The 23292-nt window shown below is 68.8% G+C and carries 3 protein-coding genes; all 3 read left to right on the plus strand.

Features of this window, described 5'->3' with window-relative positions; all coding sequences use genetic code 11:
• Positions 1-74 precede the first annotated feature (74 nt).
• Genes J2S53_RS17395 through J2S53_RS17405 form a run of 3 tightly spaced genes read left to right on the plus strand, consistent with a single transcriptional unit; the run spans position 75 to position 23289 of the window.
• Positions 75-17495, plus strand: a complete 17421-nt coding sequence (locus J2S53_RS17395; protein ID WP_456241854.1) for an SDR family NAD(P)-dependent oxidoreductase — start codon at positions 75-77, stop codon at positions 17493-17495.
• On the plus strand, positions 17492-22306 hold the full coding sequence (locus J2S53_RS17400; RefSeq protein ID WP_456241855.1) for an alpha/beta fold hydrolase: 4815 nt from the start codon (positions 17492-17494) through the stop codon (positions 22304-22306). The genes J2S53_RS17395 and J2S53_RS17400 overlap by 4 nt, the downstream gene beginning before the upstream one ends.
• Positions 22303-23289, plus strand: a complete 987-nt coding sequence (locus J2S53_RS17405; protein WP_456241856.1) for an LnmK family bifunctional acyltransferase/decarboxylase — start codon at positions 22303-22305, stop codon at positions 23287-23289. Before J2S53_RS17400 ends, J2S53_RS17405 begins: the two co-directional genes overlap by 4 nt.
• Positions 23290-23292 lie beyond the last annotated feature (3 nt).

Consider the following 23292-nt stretch of genomic DNA (forward strand, 5'->3'; position numbering starts at 1 on the left):
AACCACGTCGTCAACCCGCGCGAAGCAACCGAGTCCGGCGGACGTCCGGAGAGTCCTCACAGGAGATCTTCGTCATGAGCACACCGAATCCAGCGGTCGAATGTCGCGTCACCCTGCTGCACAGCGACTTCATCATGCGCAACCATCGGGTGCACGGGGTCTCGGTCATGCCCGGTGTCACTTTTCTCGATCTGTTTCTGCGTGTGCTGCGGGCCGAGGGACACGACCCGGCGAGCGTCGTCTTCAGCCGGGTGCTGTTCTCCGAACCCGTCATCACCTCGGAGGGCCACGACCGCGAGATACGGGTGTCGATCGACTCGTCGCCCGACGGCACGTACCGGATCACGGCGGACAGCTGCTGGAGTGTCTCCGGGACGTTGTACGGCCCGTGGCACGAGAACGCGCGGGCCGAACTCGGCTTCACGGATCGTCCGGCGCCTGGAGCGCTGGACGTGGAGGCGTTCAAGGGGAGCGCCCGGTACTCCGGTTCGATGGATGACCTCTACCGCCGGGCACGGGGTGAGGAGATCCGGCACGGTGCGGCGATGCGGTGCACCGGTCCACGTTACGAGCGTGACGGTGCCGCGCTGGTGGAGCTGAGTCCCGGTTCGTCGGGAGTCACCGACGGCGGTGGTTTCCTGCTGCATCCCGCGGTCATGGACGCTTCCACCATCGCCGGTTTCGGCCAGACGGATGTTTCCGGGCAGGATCCGTTCGTGCCGGTTTTCCTGGAGCGCTTCCGTGCGACGGCGTTTCCCCAGGACCCCGTTCTGGTGTACGCGCCCACGCCGGAAACCCTTTCCGGGTCGGGCGAGGTGCTGCGCAACAGCTACACGCTGCACGACGTTTCCGGGAATCCGGCCGCCGAGTTCGAGGGACTGGTGTGCAAGCGTATTCGGGACCCCGAACAGCTGACCCGGTTGTTGCCCGAGGCGAACCCGGTCTCGCCCGAAGTGGCTTCCGGGAATACCGCGGGCGGGCCGTCGGAGGTCGGAACCTCCCGAAACGCCGGAGCGGCCGAGGAAACCATCACGACACGGCTTGTGCGGCTGTTGCGCGAGTTCGTCGCGGGAGCGCTCGGCGGTGCTGACCCGGACACGGTACCCACCGACAGCGGGTTCTACGACCTCGGACTCGAATCCACGGATCTGCTGCGCATCAGCGAGCGGCTGGAGGACGTGGTCGGGACCTCGCTCTATCCCACCCTGCTGTTCGAGTACGGCGACATCGACAGTCTCGTCGAGCACCTGATCGGTACGCACTCCCTCGACTCCGCCGGAATTCCCGAATCGGTCGGTTCCCGGGACCAGGGTGAGCGGCTCCCGGACGGGGAGAAGCCCACCGAAACCCCGGAGCACGAAAGCGCTGTCGAGTTCCCGGCTGGCCCGTCCCCCGATGGCCCGTCCCCCGATGGCCCGCCCCTCGATGGCACGGCCTCTGCTGCCGCCGCCCCCGATGACGTTGCCGTGAGCTATCGCGAGACCTGGGTGACCGCCGCCGCTCCCGTCCGGGACACCGAACGGACGGCAGTGGTACTGGGCACGACTCCGGAGTTGGAGTCCGAGTTGTCGGACGGGACGGCGCGTGGCGGCGCCCGGATCGTGTGCGTGTCCGCGAACGGCGGGTCGACCGGGGCGGATCACGCGGTGGACCCGGAGTCCGAATCGGACATCGTGCGGCTGCTGGAACAGCTCCGCGAGCGCTTCGGCCGAGTTCCCGAGGACTGGATCCTGTTGGCGGGGTCCCTGGGGTACGGCCCCGGTGGGATCACCGACGAGACGTCTTCCTTCCGCGCGTTCCGGAACCTCGCGGTGACGCTGTCACACCGGGCCGACGGGACACCGATTCGACTGTTGTTCGCACACGCCGCCTCCGCTGGAGTCCCACTTCCGGGGGAAGCGGCTCTCTCGGCGTTCGCCGCCACCGTCGCCGCGGAGTCGTCCCGACTGAGTTGCCGAACCGTGGATCTGGGGGAACGGCCCGATCCCGCCACCATCGCCGGTCCACTGCTCAACGAGTTGGCAGCGACGGACTCCGAGAGCGTGTCGCGTTATCGCGAGGGGCGACGCCAGGTCCGCCGCTGGGTGCGTGCGGCGGAACCCCCCGATGGGGACGTGCCGTGGCGCGCGGGCGGTCGTTATTTGATCACCGGTGGCTCTGGGGGAATAGCGACACTGCTGACCACCGAACTCGTGCGGGAGCACCGTGCTCGTGTCGTGCTGGTGGGCCGAGGGGAGTGCCCGCCGGAAACCGCCGACCTCATGCGTCGTTCGCGGGAACTCGGTTCCGAGGTGCACTGGGTTCGCGCCGACGTCTCGTCGTCGGACGGAGCGCGACGGGCGGTCACGGCCGCGCGGGAGCTGCTGGGAGGTATCGACGGGCTGCTGCACTGCGCCGGTGCCGTTCGCGACGCACTGTTCTTCCGCGCCTCCGGGCAGGACGCGGCGGAAGTGCTCGCCCCCAAGGTGGCGGGCACCCGGAATCTGGACGAGGCCACCGCCGAGGAACCTCTCGATTTCTTCGTGCTCTTTTCCTCCACGACCGCCGCGTTACCCAACCCCGGACAGTCGGCCTACGCCTACGCGAACGCCTATCAGTGTCACTTCGCCGCGTCGCGTGCCGGACGCCGGGATCGGCCCGGTCGCAGTCTCGCCGTGGGATGGCCGCACTGGGCCGAGGGCGGGATGCGGATGCCCGAGGACGGACTGCGTCGCTCCAGGGAGCGGGACGGACTGTCGCCCATGCCCACCCGGGTGGGCATGGATTCACTGCGTAACGCGCTGCGGACGGAGCACAGCCGGTTGTTGGTGCTGTACGGCGATCCGGGGCGACTGGACGCCGTCCTGGACGCCGGCAGTGAACCGCGAGTGGAGGCGGAGGCGGTGGTGTCCGGTTCGCGAGTCGGATCGGAAACCGACTCGGACTCTCCCCGCGCGGCCGCTGCCGCGCCACGGGCCGACGAGACCTCGGCGCTCCGGGATTCGGTCACCCCGGACAGCGACGGCATAGCTGTGATCGGGATCGCGGGCCGCTACCCGGGTGCCGACGGTCTCGGGGATTTCTGGCGCGATCTAACCGAGGGCAGGGACCGCGTCACCGGGATTCCGGAGGAGCGTTGGGACCACTCCGCCTACTTCGATGCCGAGAAAGGACGACCGGGACGCACCTACGGGCGATGGGGCGGTTTCCTCACGGGAGCCGCCGATTTCGACCACGGCTTCTTCGGTATCTCTCGGCGTGACGCCGAACGGATGGATCCGCAGGAACGGCTTTTCCTCACCACGGCTTGGCAGACCCTGGAGGACGCGGGCCACTCCCCGGCGGCGCTCGGCGGCCGCGCCGTGGGGGTTTTCGCCGGAGTCATGTGGAATCACTACCAGCTCGAAACCGACGCCGACGGCGTGGCACCCACCGCGATGCACGCGGCCGTCGCCAACCGGGTTTCGCACACCCTCGATCTCCGGGGGCCGAGCATGACCGTGGACACGGCCTGCTCCTCGTCGTTGACCGCGATCCACCTGGCGCTGGAGAGCCTCCGGCGCGGTGAGTCCGAGTCGGCCCTGGCGGGAGGGGTGAACGTCACCGCGCATCCCCAGAAGTATCTGCAGCTGTCCCAGGGGAGGTTCTTGTCCACCGACGGGCGATGCCGCAGCTTCGGTGCGGGCGGGGACGGCTACGTGCCGGGTGAGGGCGTCGGGGCAGTGCTGCTGAAACCGCTGGCGAGGGCCAGAGCCGACGGCGACCACGTCTACGGCGTCATTCGCGGCAGCGTGCTCAACCACACCGGCAGGACCAGCGGTTTCACCGTTCCCAACCCTTCGGCACAGGCAGAGCTCGTCGAAGAGGCACTGCGGCGGAGCGGATGGGATCCGGCCACCGTCGGGGTGATCGAGGCGCACGGTACCGGGACGGAGCTCGGTGATCCGATCGAGGTGGACGCGCTTCGCAGGGCCTTCGCCGCTCGCGAATCGGCCGGACGACGCGATTGCGATCGGTCGACCGGCTGCGCACTCGGTTCGGTGAAGTCGAATATCGGACATCTGGAGAGCGCGGCGGGGATCGCGGGGCTGACCAAGGTGCTGCTACAGCTGCGCCATCGCACCCTGGTGCCCTCGTTGCACGCCGCCGAGGTCAATCCCAGGGTGGAACTCGACGACTCGCCGTTCCGGCTGCAACAGCGCTGCGAGCCCTGGCGAGAGCGGCCCGACGGGGTGCCCCGGCGTGCCGGTATCAGCGCGTTCGGCGCGGGCGGTTCCAACGCACACCTGCTGGTGGAGGAGGCGCCCGCACCAGCCGAACGCGCTCGGGAAACCGGTGAGCAGCTGTTCGTCCTTTCCGCACGGGACGAGACGGGGCTGCGGGATCGCGCCTCGTCGTTGCTCGCCGAGCTGGACGGGTGGAGCTCCCGTTCCCGGCAACGGGCCGGTTCTCCCGTCGCCGAGATCACCGAATCGGTGGCCGCGCTGTTGGGGGTGGCCCCGGAGGCTCTGGACGTGACGGAGCCGCTCGGCGATCTCGGGTTCGACGGGCAGGCGCTGCGCGAACTGGGCAGCGGGTTGCCCGCCGATCCGCGGGACGGGAGTACTCCGCGTATCGCGGCCGACGACAGTATCGCCGACCTGGGGAATCGCTGCCACGGGTTTTCGGAGCGGGAGCAGTGGAGTTCCGGGCCGAACCGCGCGGACGATCTCGCCTGGACACTGCAAACCGGTCGGAACCCGATGCGGGTCCGACTGGCCGTCGTGACAGACGGAGTCGAGCGGCTGAGCGAGCTGCTGCGGTCCTTCCTGGCGGGAGAAGCCCCACCGGAGGGTTGTCATTGGCCGCCGCACTCCACGGCGGACGAGATCGTTACGACCGGTGACGCCGAGAGCGCGGTCGGCCGCGGCGACTGGCGCGAGGTCGCTCGTCACTGGATGACGGGTGATCCGGTTCCCTGGGAGCACAGCCCGATATCCGAACGGGCGAGACGGGTGCCACTGCCCGGTTATCCGTTCCGGGGTGAAACCTGCTGGATCGGGCGTTGGCGGACGGATGGAGCGAACGGATCGGAAGACGCGAGCGAGGCGGTGACCGAGGAGGTGACCGACGCGAACACCGATTCCCGTCGGGGGGATGACGCGGCCGGAGTGAGTGCGTCCACCACGGAGTCAGACGGTTCCACCGAGTCGACCGGGCAGCGGGACGAGGTCGAGCTGCGCCTGCTCGATTCGGGGATAGCGCTGATCACCATGCGGGAATCCAGCGGTGCGAACATGTTCACCCCGACGGTGATGCGCGGCCTCACCGCGGCGTTCGACCGCGTCGCGGAGGATCGGCGGATCAGGGTCGTCGTGCTCACCGGAACCGAGACCGTGTTCAGTATGGGGGCCACTTCGGAGGGACTGCGTTCCCTGGCCGAGGGCAGTACCAGCTTCACCGACACGCCGTTCGTCTACGAAGGCCTCCTGCGCTGTGAGGTGCCCGTGGTGGCAGCCGTGCGGGGACACGCCTCGGGCGGTGGGCTCGTGTTCGGCCTGTACGCGGACTCGGTGGTTCTTTCCCGGGACGGGGTCTACAGCGCCAACTTCATGAATCACGGCTTCACGCCCGGAATGGGGGCGACCCACGTGTTGCCTCGGCGAATGGGCGAGGGGTTGTCCCGGGAGATGTTGTTGACCGGCCGCTCCTACGGCGGGGAACAGCTGGAGAGGCGCGGTGCCGACGTGATGTTCGCGGACTCCGCGGAGGTGTTGGGAACCGCGCTGGAGATCGCCCGGTCCATCGCGGACAAGCCCGCCGACGCACTGCGGATCTTCAAGCGGGATGCCGCGGAGCGGGTTCTGGGGCAGCTGTCGGATGTAGTCGACCGCGAGGCACGGATGCATCGCGCTGTGCTCGGCCCGGAAGCGCGGGAGCGCGTCGAGCGACACTTCGCGAAGGTGGAACGGTTCCGCGGCTCCGGCGGAGCCGACGAAACATCCACGCCTGCGGTGGAAACATCGGTCTCCGAGGTGAAAGCACCGGTTCCGCCCGGAGAGGTCGTGACCACCCCGGCGCCGGGTGCCGCACCCGACCCGCCCGCCGGATCGAACGGTGGGACGGTCGGGCTCTCCGACACGACTGGGTTCGCCGAGACGGCCGAGCCCGCCGGTCCCACCGACGAGGAAATCACCTCGGTGGTGGAGAAGGCGCTGCGCGAGCAGCTCTACCTGCGTCCCGACGAGATCGATCCCGAGCTGAGCTTTAGCGAGATGGGGCTGGACTCCATCGGTGCCGTGGAGATCGTGCGCAGGCTCAACGACGCGTTCGGGGTCAACATGGACTCGGTGGCTGTCTACGATCAGCCGACGATTCCGCGACTGGTGCGGTTCGTGCGTCACGAACACTCGCGGGGCCGGGAGCTCAGGAGATCCGTCGAGACGGACACCGGCCACACATCCGAGGAGCTCGTCCCGCAAGAGCGGGTGGAAGAGCCAACGGCGGGAGAAGACGTTCCGGTGTCCGGGCAACAGCACGGAGTCCGGGAATCCGTCGTCCCTGCGCTCGGAACCGTGAGTCTGTCCGGGCTGGATGCTTTCGCCGGCCGGAGCGGTGCCGCCGGGGACGAGGTGCCGTCACTGCCCACCCACCGGACGGTCGAGGGTTCGCCCGAGGAGGGGCGGAGGGCAGAGCACGCCGCGACGGTGTCCTCGCGTGAGGCGGGTTCCGAGGCCCCACACGGCCCGGAGGGCGAAGCCCGCCCCCGTGATCCGGCGAGCCACTACTCCGGGGAACGGCCGATCGCGGTCATCGGTATGGCCGGACGCTTTCCCGACGCGCCGGACCTGGAGAGCTTCTGGCGCAATCTCGCCGAGGGGCACGACAGCATCCGCGAGGTTCCGGCCTCGCGGTGGAACGTCGACGAGGTCTTCGACCCGAACAACACCCGGGGCCATACCTACAGCAGGTGGGCCGCACTGATATCCGATGTGGACAAATTTGACGCGGAGCTGTTCCGGGTTTCTCCGCTGGAGGCCGAGTCCATCGATCCGCAACAACGACTGTTCCTCGAAACGGCATGGCACTGCCTGGAGGACGCCGGATACGCCGTGCGTAGGGGCGATCACGAGGAACGTCCCCGTTGTGGGGTGTTCGTGGGTTGCGGTTCCGGGGATTACACCGAGCTGTTGCGCGAGCGAGGACGCGATACCGAGGCACACGCTTTCCTGGGGAACTCCTCCGCCGTGCTGGCCGCTCGTATCGCCTACCAGCTCGATTTCGCCGGCCCTACGGTTTCCGTGGACACCGCCTGCTCGTCCTCGTTGGTGGCGGTGCATCAGGCGGCCGAGAGCATCGCGCGCGGCGAGTGCACCACGGCTCTGGCCGGTGGTGTGGCAGTTATGAACACCCCTCGGATGCACGTGATGACCAGCAGGGCGGGAATGCTCTCGCCCACCGGTGACAGCTCTCCGTTCGACGCCGCCGCCGACGGGATCGTGCTCGGCGAAGGTGTGGGCGCGGTGCTGCTCAAGCCGTTGGACGAGGCGCTGGCCGACGGCGACAACGTGCACGGGATGCTGCTGGCGGGCGGAATCAACGGGGACGGCCACACCAACGGCATCACCGCTCCCAACGCCACCGCTCAGGTCGAACTCATGCGCCGGGTCTGGGACCGCGCGGGGGTCGGCGCCGACGACATCGGATACGTGGAGACGCACGGTACCGGCACTCAACTGGGCGATCCCATCGAAGTGTCGGCGTTGCAGTCCCTGTTCGCCGCCAGGGATACCGCTAACGACCCCTGCCTGATCAGCTCCGTCAAGGCGGCCGTCGGTCACACCACCATGGCGGCCGGTATAACCGGCCTGCTCACGATGCTCCTGGCGCTGCGCCACGGCGCTGTCCCGCCCACCGCCGGATACGACACGCCCAATCCCGCGATCGACTTCACCCGGGCTCCGCTACGGGTGGCGGAACACCGCGCGGAATGGCCGGTGAATCCGACTACCCGCCGACGGATCGGTGCCGTGAGCAGCTTCGGATTCAGCGGTACCAACGCACATCTGGTGGTGGCACAGCCCCCGGCACGACCGGATAACGGCGAGCCGCGGGAGATGCTCGGCGAGCTGCCCGTGCCGATCTCGGCCCGTACCCCACAGGCACTGCGGGACGAGTTGGGTCGTCTCGCCGGACATCTCGCCTGCGACCGGGACGAGCCGGCCGAGACGGGGACGCGACTCCTCGACATCGCCCACACCCTCGCCACGGGACGTGCGCATTACCGGTGCCGTGCCGTGGTGTTGGCCCACGACGTCGAACGGCTCGGCGAACTGTTGCGCGAAGCGGCCGCGACCGCCGTTCCGGCGAACGGTACCCACCCGGAGCCGTTCGGATACTCCTCCGAACCGGAGGCACTGCGCAAAGCCCGGGAATTCCTGGCAGGCGAGGAACCCGACTGGAACGAGTTGTGGCGGAACGCCTCGCCGGTGCGGGTTTCACTGCCCTCCCGGAACCTGCTTCGGGAACGTCACTGGGTCGAGGTGGACGACACCGGAGGTGGAACACCGCCCGCACCCGATCGGGAGACTGAGGACGCCTCGCCCGGGGTCCACCACTTCAGCGGCTCCGAGCCGGTGGTGCGCGATCACCGAGTGGCAGGCAGGGCGTTGCTGCCCGGTGCTTGGTCGCTTTCGCGAGCCGCACGCGCGATTCTCCTCGAACACCTCCCCGCCCCGTTCGCGCTGCACGGTGTCTGCTGGCTTCGACCGGTCGAGGCCGGTGACGGGGGGTCACTGCGGTTGGACGTGCAGCGGCGGACGGAATCGTCCCTGCGCTTCGAGTTCCTTCCCGACAACGGGGCGGGCTGTCACGCGCGTGGTGGTGCGCGTCCCGTCGACCCGGCTTCGACGGACGAGGCGCGGCGTCGCGTGGAAACCGATCCGGACGACTTCCCGAACATCTGGTCGCGGCAGCGGATCTACGAAGTCTTCGCCTCCGCCGGTATCGACTACGGTCCCGCCTTCCGAGTGCTGCGGCGGGTCGGGTTCGGCCCGGACACGGCGCTGGGGGTTCTCGACGACGAAACCGACGGGCGAGCGTCGGACACCGACGACGTACTCAGCCCGTTCCTTCTCGACGGCGCGATGCAGGTGGTGGCGGTGCTGGCCGCATCGGCGGAGTCCCATTCCTCGCCCGCGCTTCCGTTCGCGGTGGAACGCATGGAGGTGTACGAACCACAAGCCCGGCCCCGTTACGCACACGCCGTGCGTGAGCGTTCCGACTCCTACACCGTGTCCGTAGTCGACGAAGCGGGTTGGGAGTGCGTTCGTTTCAACGGACTGGTATTGCGCGCGCCCACCGTGCCGGAAAGCGGCGCGCGGCAGCCTTCGGCACGCGGTACGTCCGTTGATCCGATGGTTCACGTCCCCGTGCTGCGGGAGATTCCACGCGCGGCGATCGCGACCGCGCGGCGCGAGCCGGAAAAGCTCGTGCTCGTGCACACCGCTGCCCGGGCCGAGGAAGCGGCGCGCCTTCGTCGGCTCCACGAACGCCGCGGCGACACCGTGGACTCCGTCACCTTCGCCGAGGCCGAGAGCGCCGTGTCCTCCCACCCCGACACGGTCTGCGTACTGGTCGGCGGCGACGAGATCCGCAACGGAGCTGTCGGGGCAGGGCTGGCCGTGCTGCGGCTGGTCAAGGCATTGCTGGCCGCGGGGCTCGGGCAACGTCCGCTCGTGGTCAAAGCGGTACTGGACACCGCGGTGTCCGGGGAGCACGATTCCGCTCCGCATCCCGACGCTGCGGTGGTGCTCGGATTGTTGCGCAGCGTCGCGGCCGAACATCCCGATTGGCGCGTCGGTTGCGTCGACGTGCGCGGTGCGGACTCGGACTCCCAGGAGCTCGTCCCGTCCGAGGACTGCGCGGAACGTTTCGTGCTGCTGCGCGACGGGAAGAGATTCGTGCGTGAGCTCGAACCCGCCCGGTTCGGGGACTCCGACGAGTCTCCCTTCCGTCCCGGCGGGGTGTACGTGCTGTTGGGTGGTGCGGGCGGAATCGGCGTCGAGCTCAGCAGGCACCTGGCACGAACGGTCGCCGCCAACCTGGTCTGGATCGGACGCCGTCCGCTCGACGACGAGGTGCGGGCCGCCATGGACTCCGTACGCGCCCTCGGCGGCGAAGTCCACTACTTCCGGGGCGACGCCGCGGATCCGGCTTCGCTGCGTGCCTGTGTCGATCGGGTCCGCGAGACCCTGGGAGGTGTCGACGGAGCCTTTCACGCCGCGATGGTTCTCCGGGATCGCACCCTGGAGCGGTTGTCCGAATCGGATTTCACCGAGGTGGTGGCCCCCAAGGATATCGGCGCGGTGAACTTCGCGGAGGCACTGCGCGACGAGACCCCGGACTTCGTGGTCTACTTCTCCTCCGCCGCGTCGTTCACGGACGCTGCCGGCCAGGGCAACTACGCGGCGGCCAGTACCTGTGAGGACGCCTGGGCGGCACGGCTACGCGCAACGGGTCTGCCGGTCACCGTCGTCAACTGGGGATTCTGGGGCAGCGTCGGCGCGGTGGCTCAGCAGCGTTACCTGCGAAGGTTCGCCGAACTCGACGTCGAATCCATCGAGCCCGCCGAGGGATTCGCGGCTCTGACGAGAATACTGGCCGCTCGGGTGCCCCAGGCTCTCGTGGTCAGGGCGGGCTCAGCCGGAAGGCGAGCCCTCGGAATACGGGACCCCGGCTCCGAGCCCGGCGAACAACGGCCCTCGGATGCCGGTGCGGGTGCTACCTCCGGGGAAGGTTTTCACGCGCTGGACGCCCTCGCCGCCGCGGAGTTGCGGGACGCCCTGCTGCCGCTGCTCGGCCCACTGCCCGCGTCCCGGTCGGAGCTCGCCGATCGGCTGGGAGTCGTCGAATCGCGACTCCCGCTGTTCCGGGCTCTGCTGCGGATTCTCACCAGTACGGGTGAGCTCGATTCGTCCGAGGGACGGATACATACCGGTGAGCGATCCGTGCCACCGGAGTCCCCGGCCTCCTTCGCGGCCCGCTACCCCGAACTGGCACCACACCTGGAACTGACCGGTCGGTGCGTCGGCGCGCTGCCCGAAGTGCTGCGTGGCGAACTCAGCGGCACCGAGGTGCTGTTCCCGAAGGGGTCCATGCGACTCGTGAGCTCGATCTACCGGGACGGGACCGGTGCCGAGTACTTCCACGACGAGCTGGCGCGGCGCGCCGTCCGGAGCGTGGAATCGGTACACCGCGAACGGAAACGCCGGGCACGGTTGCTGGAGATCGGTGCGGGGACCGGTACCTGCACCGCGTTCGTGCTGCGTGAACTGGACGAAACGGGATTCGAGGTCGACTACACCTACACGGATGTTTCCTCGGCGTTTCTGCGGCACGGTGAACGTGAGTTCGCGGACCGCGACCCGGAGGTCGAGTTCCGAACCCTGGACATCGAACGCGATCCCTCGGAACAGGGATTCGAAACTTCGTACTACGACGTCGTGATCGCCACCAACGTGCTGCATGCCACCGCCTCGCTGCACGAGACGCTCCACAACGTTCGTTCGCTGCTTCGTCCCGGCGGCACCCTGCTCGTCAACGAGGTGACCAGGGCACACCATTTCCTCACCCTCACCTTCGGGCTGACGACCGGGTGGTGGCGTTTCACCGATCCCGAGTCCCGGCTGCCGGACTCCCCACTGCTCTCGCCCCGGAGCTGGCGGCAGGAACTGCAGAACCACGCTTTCGACGAGGTCGAGATCACCACGGTCCCGGGGACGCGGCCGGCGGAGAGCGAGCAGTGCGTGTTCGCCGCCGTCCGGGGCGAATTCGCCGAACCGGGGGAAGAGCCGGGGGAAGAGCCGGGGGCGTCGGAGATGATCGACCGGGTGAAACGTGCCTTCGCGGACGTGCTGAAGTACCGCGAAGCGGATCTGGATCCCGACCTGACCTTCGAGAACTTCGGGGTGGACTCCCTCGTCAGCCAGGAGATAGTCCGAAGGCTCGAATCCGATCTCGGTGAGCTGCCCGCCACGCTGCTCTTCGAGCATCCCACCATTCGCCAACTCGCCGAACGGTTGCACACCGAACCCGGCTCGCGTCCCACCGGGACGAGGCGTCACGGATCGGACTCCGGGGCCGGGCCGGTCTCCGAACACGTCGCGGAGCCGCCGACGGAGCGAGGGGAAGAGCGGCCCGAGGGGCGAGCGGGTTCGGAGGGGGCCCACTCCGTCGCCGTGACGGGGGAATCCACGGCGGACGAGCACACCGGGGCGAGTGAGGTGGGTTCCCCGGACACCGACATCGCCGTTGTCGCGATGGCGGGGCGCTACCCCGGTGCTCCCGATCTGGCGACCTTCTGGGACAACCTGCGGCGGGGAGTCAGCAGCGTAACCGAGGTTCCGCCGGAGCGCTGGGACTGGCTCGAACACGCCGATCCGCCGCGCACCGGGGAGGACGGCGGCTACGCCCGGTGGGGCGGCTTCATCGATGGTGTGGCCGAGTTCGACCCCGGTTTCTTCGGGATACTGCCCAGTGAGGCGGCGGACACGGATCCACAGGAGCGGTTGTTTCTCGAAAAGGCCTGGGAGGTGCTCGAAGAGGCCGGGCACGTGGGGCCGACGACCAGGGAGCCGAACACCGGAGTGTTCGCGGGCACCATGTACGCCTCCTACGGGCAGCTCGCTGCCAGGGCACGACAGGACGGCATCCCCACCGCGGCTCACTCGGCCGCGTGGTCGATCGCCAACCGGGCTTCCTACGTGCTGGATCTGCGCGGCCCCAGCTTCGCGGTGGATTCCGCCTGCTCTTCCTCACTGCTCGCGGTCCACCTGGCCTGTGAGTCGCTGCGTAGGGGCGAGTGCCGCATGGCGATCGCGGGCGGGGTCAACGTGATCCTGCACCCCGATCACCTGAACGCGCTCGGTGCCAGGAACATGCTCTCGCCGAACGGACGATGCCGGGTCTTCGATGAGGCCGCCGACGGCTTCGTGCCGGGCGAGGGGGTGGGAGCGGTACTGCTCAAACCGCTTCGGGACGCCGTCGACGACGGTAACCGGATCCTCGGGGTCATCAAGTCCGGAGCGGCCAACGCCGGGGGGAAGACCTCCGGATACACCGTGCCCAACCCCGACGCGCAGGCAGACCTCGTCACGGACGCGCTGCTCCGATCCGGAGTGGAACCGGCGTCGCTCGGTTATGTCGAGGCGCACGGTACCGGTACCGAGCTCGGTGACCCGATCGAATGCGCGGCGCTGACCCGTGCGTTGCGCCGAGCGGGCGACGGCACCACGGACTGCGCGGTCGGTTCGGTCAAGGCGAACATCGGTCATCTGGAAGGTGCCGCGGGGATCGCCGGGTTGACGAAGGTACTGCTGCAGCTCGCCCACTCCCGGATCGCTCCCAGCCCGAACCTGGAGCACATCAATCCCAAGATCGACCTCTCGGAATCACCACTGCGGCCGGTCGCTGGTGGGCAGGCCCCGTACTGGGCCGGCCCACCCTCGGCAGCCGGGGACACCGGGGTTCCGCGCGACCGTGTGGCCGGGGTCAGCTCCTTCGGGGCAGGCGGTGCCAACGTCCATCTCGTGGTGACGGAACACGGCGAGCGGGCCGGAGGTGTCCGCGCGGAACCGTCCCGGAACCGGCGAACCGAGGTCTTCGTGCTGTCCGCACCCACCGACGGTCAGCTCACCGAACTCGCCGGAGCTGTGGCGCTGTCGTTGCGGGACCCCGACGAGTCCCACGATCTCGCCGCGCTCGCCTGGACTTCCCAGTTCGGACGCCGCGCGTTCCCCCACCGACTCGCGTTCGTCACCGACAGCGTTCCCGAACTGGCCGAGGCGTTGCTGCGTTTCTCGGAACGGGGCGAGACCGGAACCGACCACGACCGGGTTCGGGTCTTCCACGGTACGGGTTCCGCCACGCCGGGGAGCGTCCCCGAATCGGAAGACCCCGCGGCACTGGCGAGTTCCTGGAGCCGTGGAGCCGAGGTCGACTGGGAACGGTTGTGGCGCGGACTTCGCCCGGGCAGGGCCGCTTTCCCGACCACGCCCTACCGACGTCGTCGATACTGGTTGGCCGAACCGGGCGGCCCCCGTTCCGGAGCGGTCGGCGAGAGTGGTTCCGGCGCCGCGCGGCCCGGCCGACCCGACGCGGCGCGGGAGGACGTGCCCGTCGAGGCCGGCGGTGGGGAAGACCTTGATTGGGATGCCGGGGAAACCGACCCGGTGAGCGCGGCCGACATCGGCTGCGAGTACCGCACGGCGGCGTGGCGTTCGAGGCCGTTTCCCGATACCGGGGCCCCGCTTCCCGAGAACCTGCTGCTGGTGGTGGAGGAGCCGGACCTGGCGCGACCCGTGATGGAGGCAGCCGCCGTGCGCGGCGTTCGGTGCCGTGTCGCAGTCGCGCGCGGTTTCTCCGAAGCGGATCTCACCGTCGCGGAAACCGATGTGCACGTGTTCGATCCCACCGACCCCGAGCGCCACGCCCGGTTGGTGGGCGAGCTCGGTACCACCGGGGTGCTGCCGGATGCCGTGCTGCACCTCCTTCCGGAGGAGACCGCTGGTGATCCCGCTGGTGGGGCGCGTTCGGTCTTCGCGCTCGCCGCTCGGTTGCTCGAACGCGCGGGTGGAAGCCCGCTGCACTACGTCGCCGCGTGCTCCGGCGGCGGGGCGGGGAGCGCCGCGGTGGCGGGAGTGCTGCGCACTCTGGGACTGGAACACGGTTCCTTCTCGGGCGGCGAGGTCGCGATGGAGGGGGCCTCGCCCGGGAACGAGTGGTGGGCGGATCCACTGCTTCGCGAGCTCTCGCTGCGGGGGACCGTTCGTCGGGTGCGCTACCGCGACGGCGAGCGGTTCGAGAACGAATCGGCGGATTTCGTCCCACCCGCTCCCGTCGAATCGGTGCACGGCGTCTGGCTGGTCACGGGGGGAGCGGGCCAGGTCGGTCGGCACACCGCGCACCGGCTGGTGCGCGACGGCGCGCGGGCCGTGGTGCTGTTGGGGCGTTCCGAGTCCTCCGAACACACGGCCTCGGTGCTGACCGAGCTGACCGCCGCGGGTGCCGAGGCCGAGTACCTGTGCGTCGACGTCACCGACGCCGCGCGGGTGCGATGGGCGGTGGCCGAAGTGAACCGGCGGTTCGGTGCGTTGACCGGTGTGGTGCACGCGGCGGGAGTGGTCGAGGATCGCCGCGCCGTGCACAAGACCGTCGAAGAGTTCGACGCGGTGCTGGCGCCCAAGGTCTCCGGAACGCTCAACCTCGACGAAGCGCTGCTGCGACAACCCCTCGAATGGTTCGTGCTGTTCTCCTCGCTGGCCGCGGTGGGAGGGAACCCCGGTCAGGCCGATTACGCCGCGGCCAACGCTTTCCTGGACACCTATGCCGAGTTTCGTCCCACCGGTCGCCCCGGAAAAGCCGTCAGCATCGGCTGGCCGTTGTGGGAGGACGGCGGCATGACCGTGGACGACGCCAACCGAGCTCTTTTCGCACGGGTTTGGCGCATGGCGCCGTTGTCGACGAGCGCGGCGATGTGCGCTTTCGAGCGGGCGCTGTCGCCGAACGCCCCGGCGGCGTTCGCCGTCGTCAGCCGCGATCACGCCGAACCGGAGACGGATTCAACGCCCGACACCGCTTCCGGTATCCGGCGGGAGGTTCCCCCGGTGGAAACCGTGGAGAAGCTGTTGCGCGGATTGGCGGCGGGATATCTCCTCGTGGACGAGTCGGAGGTGGATCCGGAAGCGAACCTGCTCGACACCGGCTTCGACTCCATCACGCTGACCGAACTGATCAACGAGGTGAACCGGGAGTACGGCACGGATCTGTTGCCGACCGTGCTGTTCGAGTGCGTCGACCTGGCCTCCTTCGCCCGTTACCTCGTCGAGTGGCACGGGACGGAGCTGGCCGCGGCGACCGGGTCTGCGGAAGTGGTCGAACCGCTGCCGCGATCCTCCGTGGCCGACCACTCCGCTACGACGCGGGAATCCGTCGCGGACTCCACGCACGGCGATCCCGGTTGGCTCTTGCCCCCCGAAAGCAACGGTCCCGTGGGGAACGGCCCCGTGGGAAACAGCGCGGTGGAAAACGGCGCTCTCCCGGCGGAAGCGGAGTCGGAGAGAGCCGTCCCCGGGGAGACCCAGCGGGGAGGCCCCGTGGAGAACGGTGCGGTGGGGAACGGCCCCGTGCGGAACGGTGCGGTGCGCCGCGGCACCGTGCTGGAAGGGGATCAACCCGACGAGATCGCGGTCATCGGTATAGGGGGCACGTTTCCCGGAGCCGCGGACCCCGCGGAGTTCTGGCGCCGGTTGACCAGTGGGGACGATCTGGTCCGCGCGGTTCCCGAGGACCGGCACGAGCTGTTGGCCCATTCCGCGACTCGCGGGGTAAGGGGCGGGTTTCTGGACGACGCGTGGTCCTTCGACGCCGAGCTTTTCGGCATCTCGCCGCGCGAAGCCGCTCTGATGGATCCGCAGCAGCGTGTCTTCCTGCAGACCGTCCGCCGCACACTGGAGGACGCGGGATACCGCACCGATCGGATCGCGGGAACCGAAACCGGCCTCTACGTCGGTGTGTCCACCAACGACTGGGCCGATGTGCTCACCTCGCGGGAGGTGGGGGTCGAGGCCCATACCGCCACCGGCGTGGCGCACTCCGTGTTGGCCAACCGGGTCTCCTACCTCTTCGATCTGCGCGGCCCCAGCGAAGCCGTGGACACGGCCTGTTCGAGTTCACTGGTCGCCGTGCATCACGCGGTTCGCGCGCTGCGCGAGGGCGAGTGCGTCACCGCCCTCGCGGGCGGGGTGAACCTGATGTTGAGTCCCAACCTGTTCACCGCCTTCGACAAGTCGGGAATGCTGAGTCCCGGGCACACCTGCCGCACCTTCGACAGCGCCGCCGACGGATACGTACGTGGTGAAGGAGCGGGTGCGGTGCTGCTCAAACCGCTGGAGAACGCGCTGGCCGACGGCGATCACGTTTACGCCGTCATCAGGGGCAGTGCCGTGAACCACGTCGGCCGAGCCAGTTCGCTCACGGCCCCGCAGCCGGAAGCCCAGACCCGAGTGATTCTTCGAGCGCACCGCAGGGCCGGGTTCAGCCCCGACACCGTGAGCGCGGTGGAGGCCCACGGTACCGCCACCAGACTCGGTGATCCGGTGGAGGCCGAGGGGCTGAAACGGGCTTTCGAACGGCTCTACCAGGACTGGGGACTCGACGCGCCGAGCGCTCCGCACATCGCGCTCGCCTCGGTGAAGAGCAGCATCGGTCATCTCGAAGCCGCCTCAGGTATCGCGGGGATGATCAAGATGCTGCTCGCGATGCATCACCGACAGCTCCCACCCACGCTGCATTACCGGGAGCCGAATCCGCTGCTCCGGCTGGAGGGCAGCCCCTTCGAGGTCAACGACCGGCTGCGTGATTGGAGCGACGACTCCGGGCCGTTGCGTGCGGGGGTCAGCTCGTTCGGTTTCGGCGGTGCCAACGCGCACGTGGTTCTGGAGTCCCACGAACAATCCCAGGAGGTAGTGGTCCGATGAGGACTGGAACGGTCCCTGCTGCCGGGGACGAGGAATCGCCGAAAGCGCGATCACCGGAGCTTCTCGTGCTCTCCGCCCCGGACGCGCCCCGGCTCGCGGCTTACGCCGTGCGGATCGCCGAGACGCTGGAGCAGCGTGCCGACCTGTCGTTGTCGCGGGTCGCTCATACGCTTCGTGTCGGGCGCGATCACTTCGCGGAGCGGTTGGCTCTGCTCGCCGGGAATCGTGACCGCGCGGTACGGCTGCTCAGATCGCTGGGAACGGGCGATACGGCGGGTGGGCCGGGAACCGGATCCGAAAGCGGTGCCATGTTCCGGGGCGAGGTCACGGGAACAGCTCCAGTGGTGAGTGCGGACGCGTCACTCGCGGAGCTGGCCGAGTGCTGGGTCGCCGGTGGTTTCGACACGTGGGACGAGTTGGAGCACCGGTTTCATCCCGGTGACCGAACCGGACCCGGTCGAGTCCCACTACCCGGGTTCCCCTACTCGGGCGAGCCCCATGCCCCGGCCGTTCCCGAACCGGACGAGTCCGATCCCGTTCGGTTACCGCGGACGCGAACGAGTGAGGAGACCGCTGTGGACTCGAACCCGGTCGCCGATTCCCCGTCACGGAAGAAAGCGGAGTTCCGCAGACCTGTGCGCGGGGACTTCCGGCAGGTCGAACTCGGCCCGCTTCGGGCGGAAGAACGAACGCACCCGCCGAACACAGCTCCGAAGTCGACCGCCGCTGCTTCGGAGGAACCGACCGTTCCGGAGCGAACGGCGGCCGAGGAAACGAACGGAGTGCTCCCCGAGCCGGCCGAACCCGCGTGTGCCGGATCCGCGCGTGCCGAACCCGGGGAACCCACTCCCGAGGTCCAGCGGACGATCCGGCGGCGTGGTGCCGAAGTGCTCGGAATGCGTATCGAGGACATCGAGGTCACACGATCCTTCGCCGAGCTCGGACTGGACTCGGTGTTCCGGATGGAGCTGGCTCGGTTGCTCGGCGCGGACTTCGGGGTGGAGCTCAGCGCCGCCGAACTGTACGAGTACGACACGGTGGCGAAACTGACCCGGTACGTGGGATCGACGAGCGATGCGGGCGAGTCCCGACCGGTTCCGCCGGAGGAGCTGTCGACGCGGCCCCTACTCTCGGAGCCCGCGGGGCCGGAGACGCCCGAGCCCGCGGGGCCGGTGAACGACGAATCCCCGCCGTCCCCCGTGGGAGAACCGGCGACGGCGGATGCGGAACGAGCCACGAGGTCATTCGTCGAACGAGTGCTCGAACGCGTCGTGGAGCCCGGAACGGAGTTCACGGCGGCCGGGCTCACCTCGTTCGACATGCTGCGCGTGGTGTCCGAACTGGAGAAACGGCTGGGCAGGCAACCCAAGACGCTGTTGTTCGATCACCCTACGCTCGAACGGCTGACCGAATACCTGGTCGAGACGCACGGCGCCGAAGCGGTGGTCTCGCTGAGCTCGCCTGCCGAGAGCTCGCCTGCCGAGAGTTCATCCGCCGAGCAACCCAGCGGTTCCGATAGGCCCGAGGGCCGTGCGGCGGAATGCGAGGACACCGTGGTCCCCGGTGCGGACGAACCCCTGGTGGTGCGCAAGCGCGAGGTGCCCGACGATCCCCAGCTGCGCCGCTCCATGGAGCGCGCCGAAGCCACCTGGGGCATGGAGGGCGGTCTGGCGGGACGTGACATCGCCCCCTTGGCCTTCGTGGGGGCCGAACGTGACTGCTGGTTCAACATCTCCCGCAGCGGGGAGACGTTGTTCGCCTGGAGTTACGTCGGCAGTGAGCGGAACTTCCTCCCCCTGGCCGAGCAGTACCTCCGCTACGCCCGACGACACGGGCTGCGCGCGAACTTCCTCTCCCGGATGCCGGTGGACGAGCTGGGAGGGCAACCCCTGTTGTGCACCCCGTTCGGGGCCGTTCAACGATTACCCGAGTTGGCTGACTTCTCGTTACGGGGCGGCAGAATGTCCCGGCTGCGCTACATGGTGCGTCGTTTCGCCAAAGCCGGTTCGGTCGAAACCGCGGAATACCGGTGCGGTGACGACCCGGAAACCGACCGCGCCATCGCCGAGCTGATGGATCGGTGGACGGAGAACAAGCAGATGGTCAACCCGTACGTCGCTGTCGTGCGGGAGGAGATCCTCTCCGGTTCGCTGGACGAGCGCCACCGCGTCTTCCTGACCCACCTCGACGGCAGGTTGGTCACCGCCGTGATCATAACGCGGATTCCCTCGGAGAACGGGTATCTGCTCGATCTGGAGTTCTATCCGCCCGACATGCCGCTCGGCGGGCTCGAATTCACCGTGGTGGAGATAATCGAGACCCTCGTCGCCGAGGGCAGCACCACGTTCAGCTTCGGGGCCAGCTTCGGGGTGCGGTTGGACAACACCCCCAACGAGGATCCCGAGATCGTGCGGGGGCTGGACGAGCTGGAATCGGTCGGGATCTTCGGGGCGGGCAACTTCCAGTTCAAGAACAAGTTCCGCCCCACCAACCTGCCGCTGTATCTCTGCCAACCCGACGTGCCGGATCGCAGCGACGTCTCCGACGTCATCATGATGATCGCCGAGCCCCGCATCGGTGCCGAGGCCCCGGAACTCTACGTGCCCGCGTCCACGGCGCACTCCGCTTCCGACACCGGGGGAACCGAGCCGGTCGAGCCGACGAGTACCACCGCCTCCGCCTCCGGGGAAGGGATCGACGCGTACTCGTACAACCCACTGCTGGTGCCGCACCACGAGGTGCCGCTGGATCTGGTCACCGATTCCTGGGCCGAATTGGAGACCCCCGCGGTGGTGCGCGCGGTGCGGCGACTGCGGGAGAGTGTCACCGGCGAGCCGGAGCCGGCTGATCTCGCGCGGGATGTCGGCTGGTTGCCGTTCGAGAGCGTCGTCCCCGTCCCCTCCGGGCGTGCCGCGGAGGCGCTGCTGTGCCACTGCTGGCCGAGTGGCCCCGGCGAGGTGCCGCACAACGGAGTGTTCCCCAGCTGGAACGGTTCGCTGCTGGACGCGGGGTTCAAACCCGTGCGGATGGATTCGACCACCCCGGACGACCGGACGCTCTTCCGGGACATCGACATCGACGCCCTGGAGCGATCACTGGCCGAACGCGGTGAACGGATCTCGTTCGTCTGTCTGGAGCCGAATGCCAACTCCAACGGCGGTCATCCGTTGTCCATGGCGGGACTGCGGGCCGTATCGGCACTGACCGCGCGGTACCGGGTGCCGTTGGTGCTGGACGCGACACGTGCACTGGACAACGCCCTGCTGATCACCGAATACGAACCGGAGTACCACGGCACGGAGCCCTTCCGGGTTCTTCGCGAGATGCTCGGGTTCGCCGATGCGGTGACGATGAGCCTTTCCAAGGACTTCGAGTTGGAGTTCGGCGGGTTGCTCGCCTCTTCCCGGGCCGACCTCGTCGAGCGGATGGAGCACCACATCGCGGTGCGCGGTCCCCAGGTGGGCCTGGCCGCACGCAAGATGATCGCTGCTTCCCTGGCGGACGAGGAGAACCTGCTGCCCGCGGTGGCGGAGCGGTCGGCGGCGGTGGAGCTGCTGCACACCGAGCTCGCGGCTGCCGGGATACCGGTCCTCTCCTCGGGGGCCGGGCACTGCGTACTGCTCGACCTCTCGCGCTTGTCCTGGTGCGACGACCTCGGGACACCGGTGGCCACCTTCCTGGCGCTGCTGTACGAAAGGCTCGGTGTCCGTGCCGCCCCGCACCCCGGTGCCGCCGAGTCCGGACGGGACGAACTCGTACGACTCGCCGTGCCGTTGGGAACCGACTTCGAGGCGATTCGCGCTCTGGCGCCGCGACTCGCCTCGCTGCTCGCCGATCCCGGCGGGGTGCGTGAGCTGGTGCCGCTCCGACCCGGCGATACCGGACCGCTGGCCGAGTACCGCCCCGCCGATGGGGTGCCCGACGACGTGCGGAGTGCGTTGCGCGAAGGTCACCGGCCGCTGGACGAGAACCTGACAGTGGTCCGGGAGCACGGTTCCGGGGTCCGTGACGAGACGATCGGGCTGCTGGGTGGATCCGTCGAGATGATCGAAGCGGGCTCCCCGACGGCTCCGCCCCTGCTGTTGATGCATCCGTTCAACATCGGTGCCGGGCTGTTCGCACCACAGTACGCAGCTCTGGAGGCGGGCTATCGAACGATCTGCCTGCACCATCCAGGGGTCGGCAACACCACGGCCGCTCCGGACGACCTCTCACTGGACGGACTCGCCGAGCTGTGGCGTCACGCCCTGGCCGAGCGGGGGATCCGCGGCCCTTACCACGTGCTCGGGGCCTCGTTCGGCGGGCTGGTCGCGCAGACCTTCGCGCTGCACAACCCCTCGGTGACCGCCAGTCTCACACTGCTGGGAAGTTCTTACCGTGTCGGTAACCGGGTCGGCGAGGTCAACCGACTCTCGGCTGTGGCGGGTGAGGACTTCGACCGGCTGGTCGAAGTCCTGCCACCCGGCTCGCCACCGGTACGGCGGCGGGAAGAGCTCGAATCGCTGTTGCTGCGCTGCGAGAGCATGGATTCGCAACTCGGTCTGCGGTATCTCGACGTCTTCGCCGACAATCCCGACCTCCTGGCGCGACTGCCCCACATCTCGGTGCCGACACTGATCGTGCACGGCAGTCACGACACCGTCATCCCGCTCAAGACCGCCCATCTGCTGCACGGCGTGATTCCCGATGCCGAATGGGCCGAGATCCACGACGCCGGGCACTTCCCGGGTCTCACTTCGCCGGAATCGGTGCACGAGGCGTTGGTTCCGTTCCTGGCGGAGCACACCCCGGGGGAGATGAGGGCGGCATGACCGAGACCACGATCCGTCCCGAACCGGGACCACACGTGCTGGACGGTTCGAACATCGCCCGTACCGAGGTGGTGCGTCCCGCGATGTGCGGGCCGCTGTCGCTGTTCGCCGCGCGGGTGGGCGACTGGACCTGGGACGCTGTCACCGCCCTCTGCGGTACCGACGTGCTCACCGCCACCGACGGCTCCGGCGAGCCCGCTTACCTGTCGTTCTGCTACTACCGCATCCGGTGCGGTGCGGGTGTCGCTCCCGCCTCGCTGACGTTCGGTGACCGCCTGGACGTCACGAGCGGACTGTTCGGCCTCGGCAGCGAGTCGGTGCTCACGCTGCACCGCATCGGGACGACCGGCCAGCACGAGCCCCCGGCGGGTTCGTCCGGCCCCGAACCGGTCGACGTCGAGGAATTCCGCGGGCCGCCTCCCCCGCGAACCCTGCACGTGGAGAACTTCAACCGCTGGATAACCCGGTCGCGCTCCGGCAGCAACGAAGGACTGGTGCGGGCCGCCCCACCCGGGTTTCGCCATCGGCGGCTTCCCGCGGCACCCGACTGGCTGTCCCCTCGGTGGGCGACCCGGCGTGCTCGCACCGAGCACACGCTGCTGGAGCCCTCCGAGGCGGACGAGCACATCCCTAGTGGGGCGCCGGTGAGCACGAGTTACGAGGTCGACATCACCAGGGATCTCAACGGTGTCGGCCTGGTCTACTTCGCCTCCTACTTCGCCATGGTCGACCGTGCCGTGCACCATGCCTGGCGAGCGGCGGGTGGTGACGATGCCGCCTTCCGTGACCGCGGGTTGCTGGACCATCGGCTCTGCTATCTCGGTAACGCCGAAGCGGGGGCCCGGCTGGAACTGCGGGTGATCCCGCTACGGCACCGCCAACGTCCGACCGAACGGTTGCACGACGTCACGATCAGCGACAGCCGTTCCGGAAGGCTGTTGGCGGTAGCCGCCGTCCGTCAGCTCATCGAGGAGTCCCGATAAGCC

This window comes from Actinopolyspora lacussalsi (genome assembly GCA_030803735.1).
Classification (GTDB): domain Bacteria; phylum Actinomycetota; class Actinomycetes; order Mycobacteriales; family Pseudonocardiaceae; genus Actinopolyspora; species Actinopolyspora lacussalsi.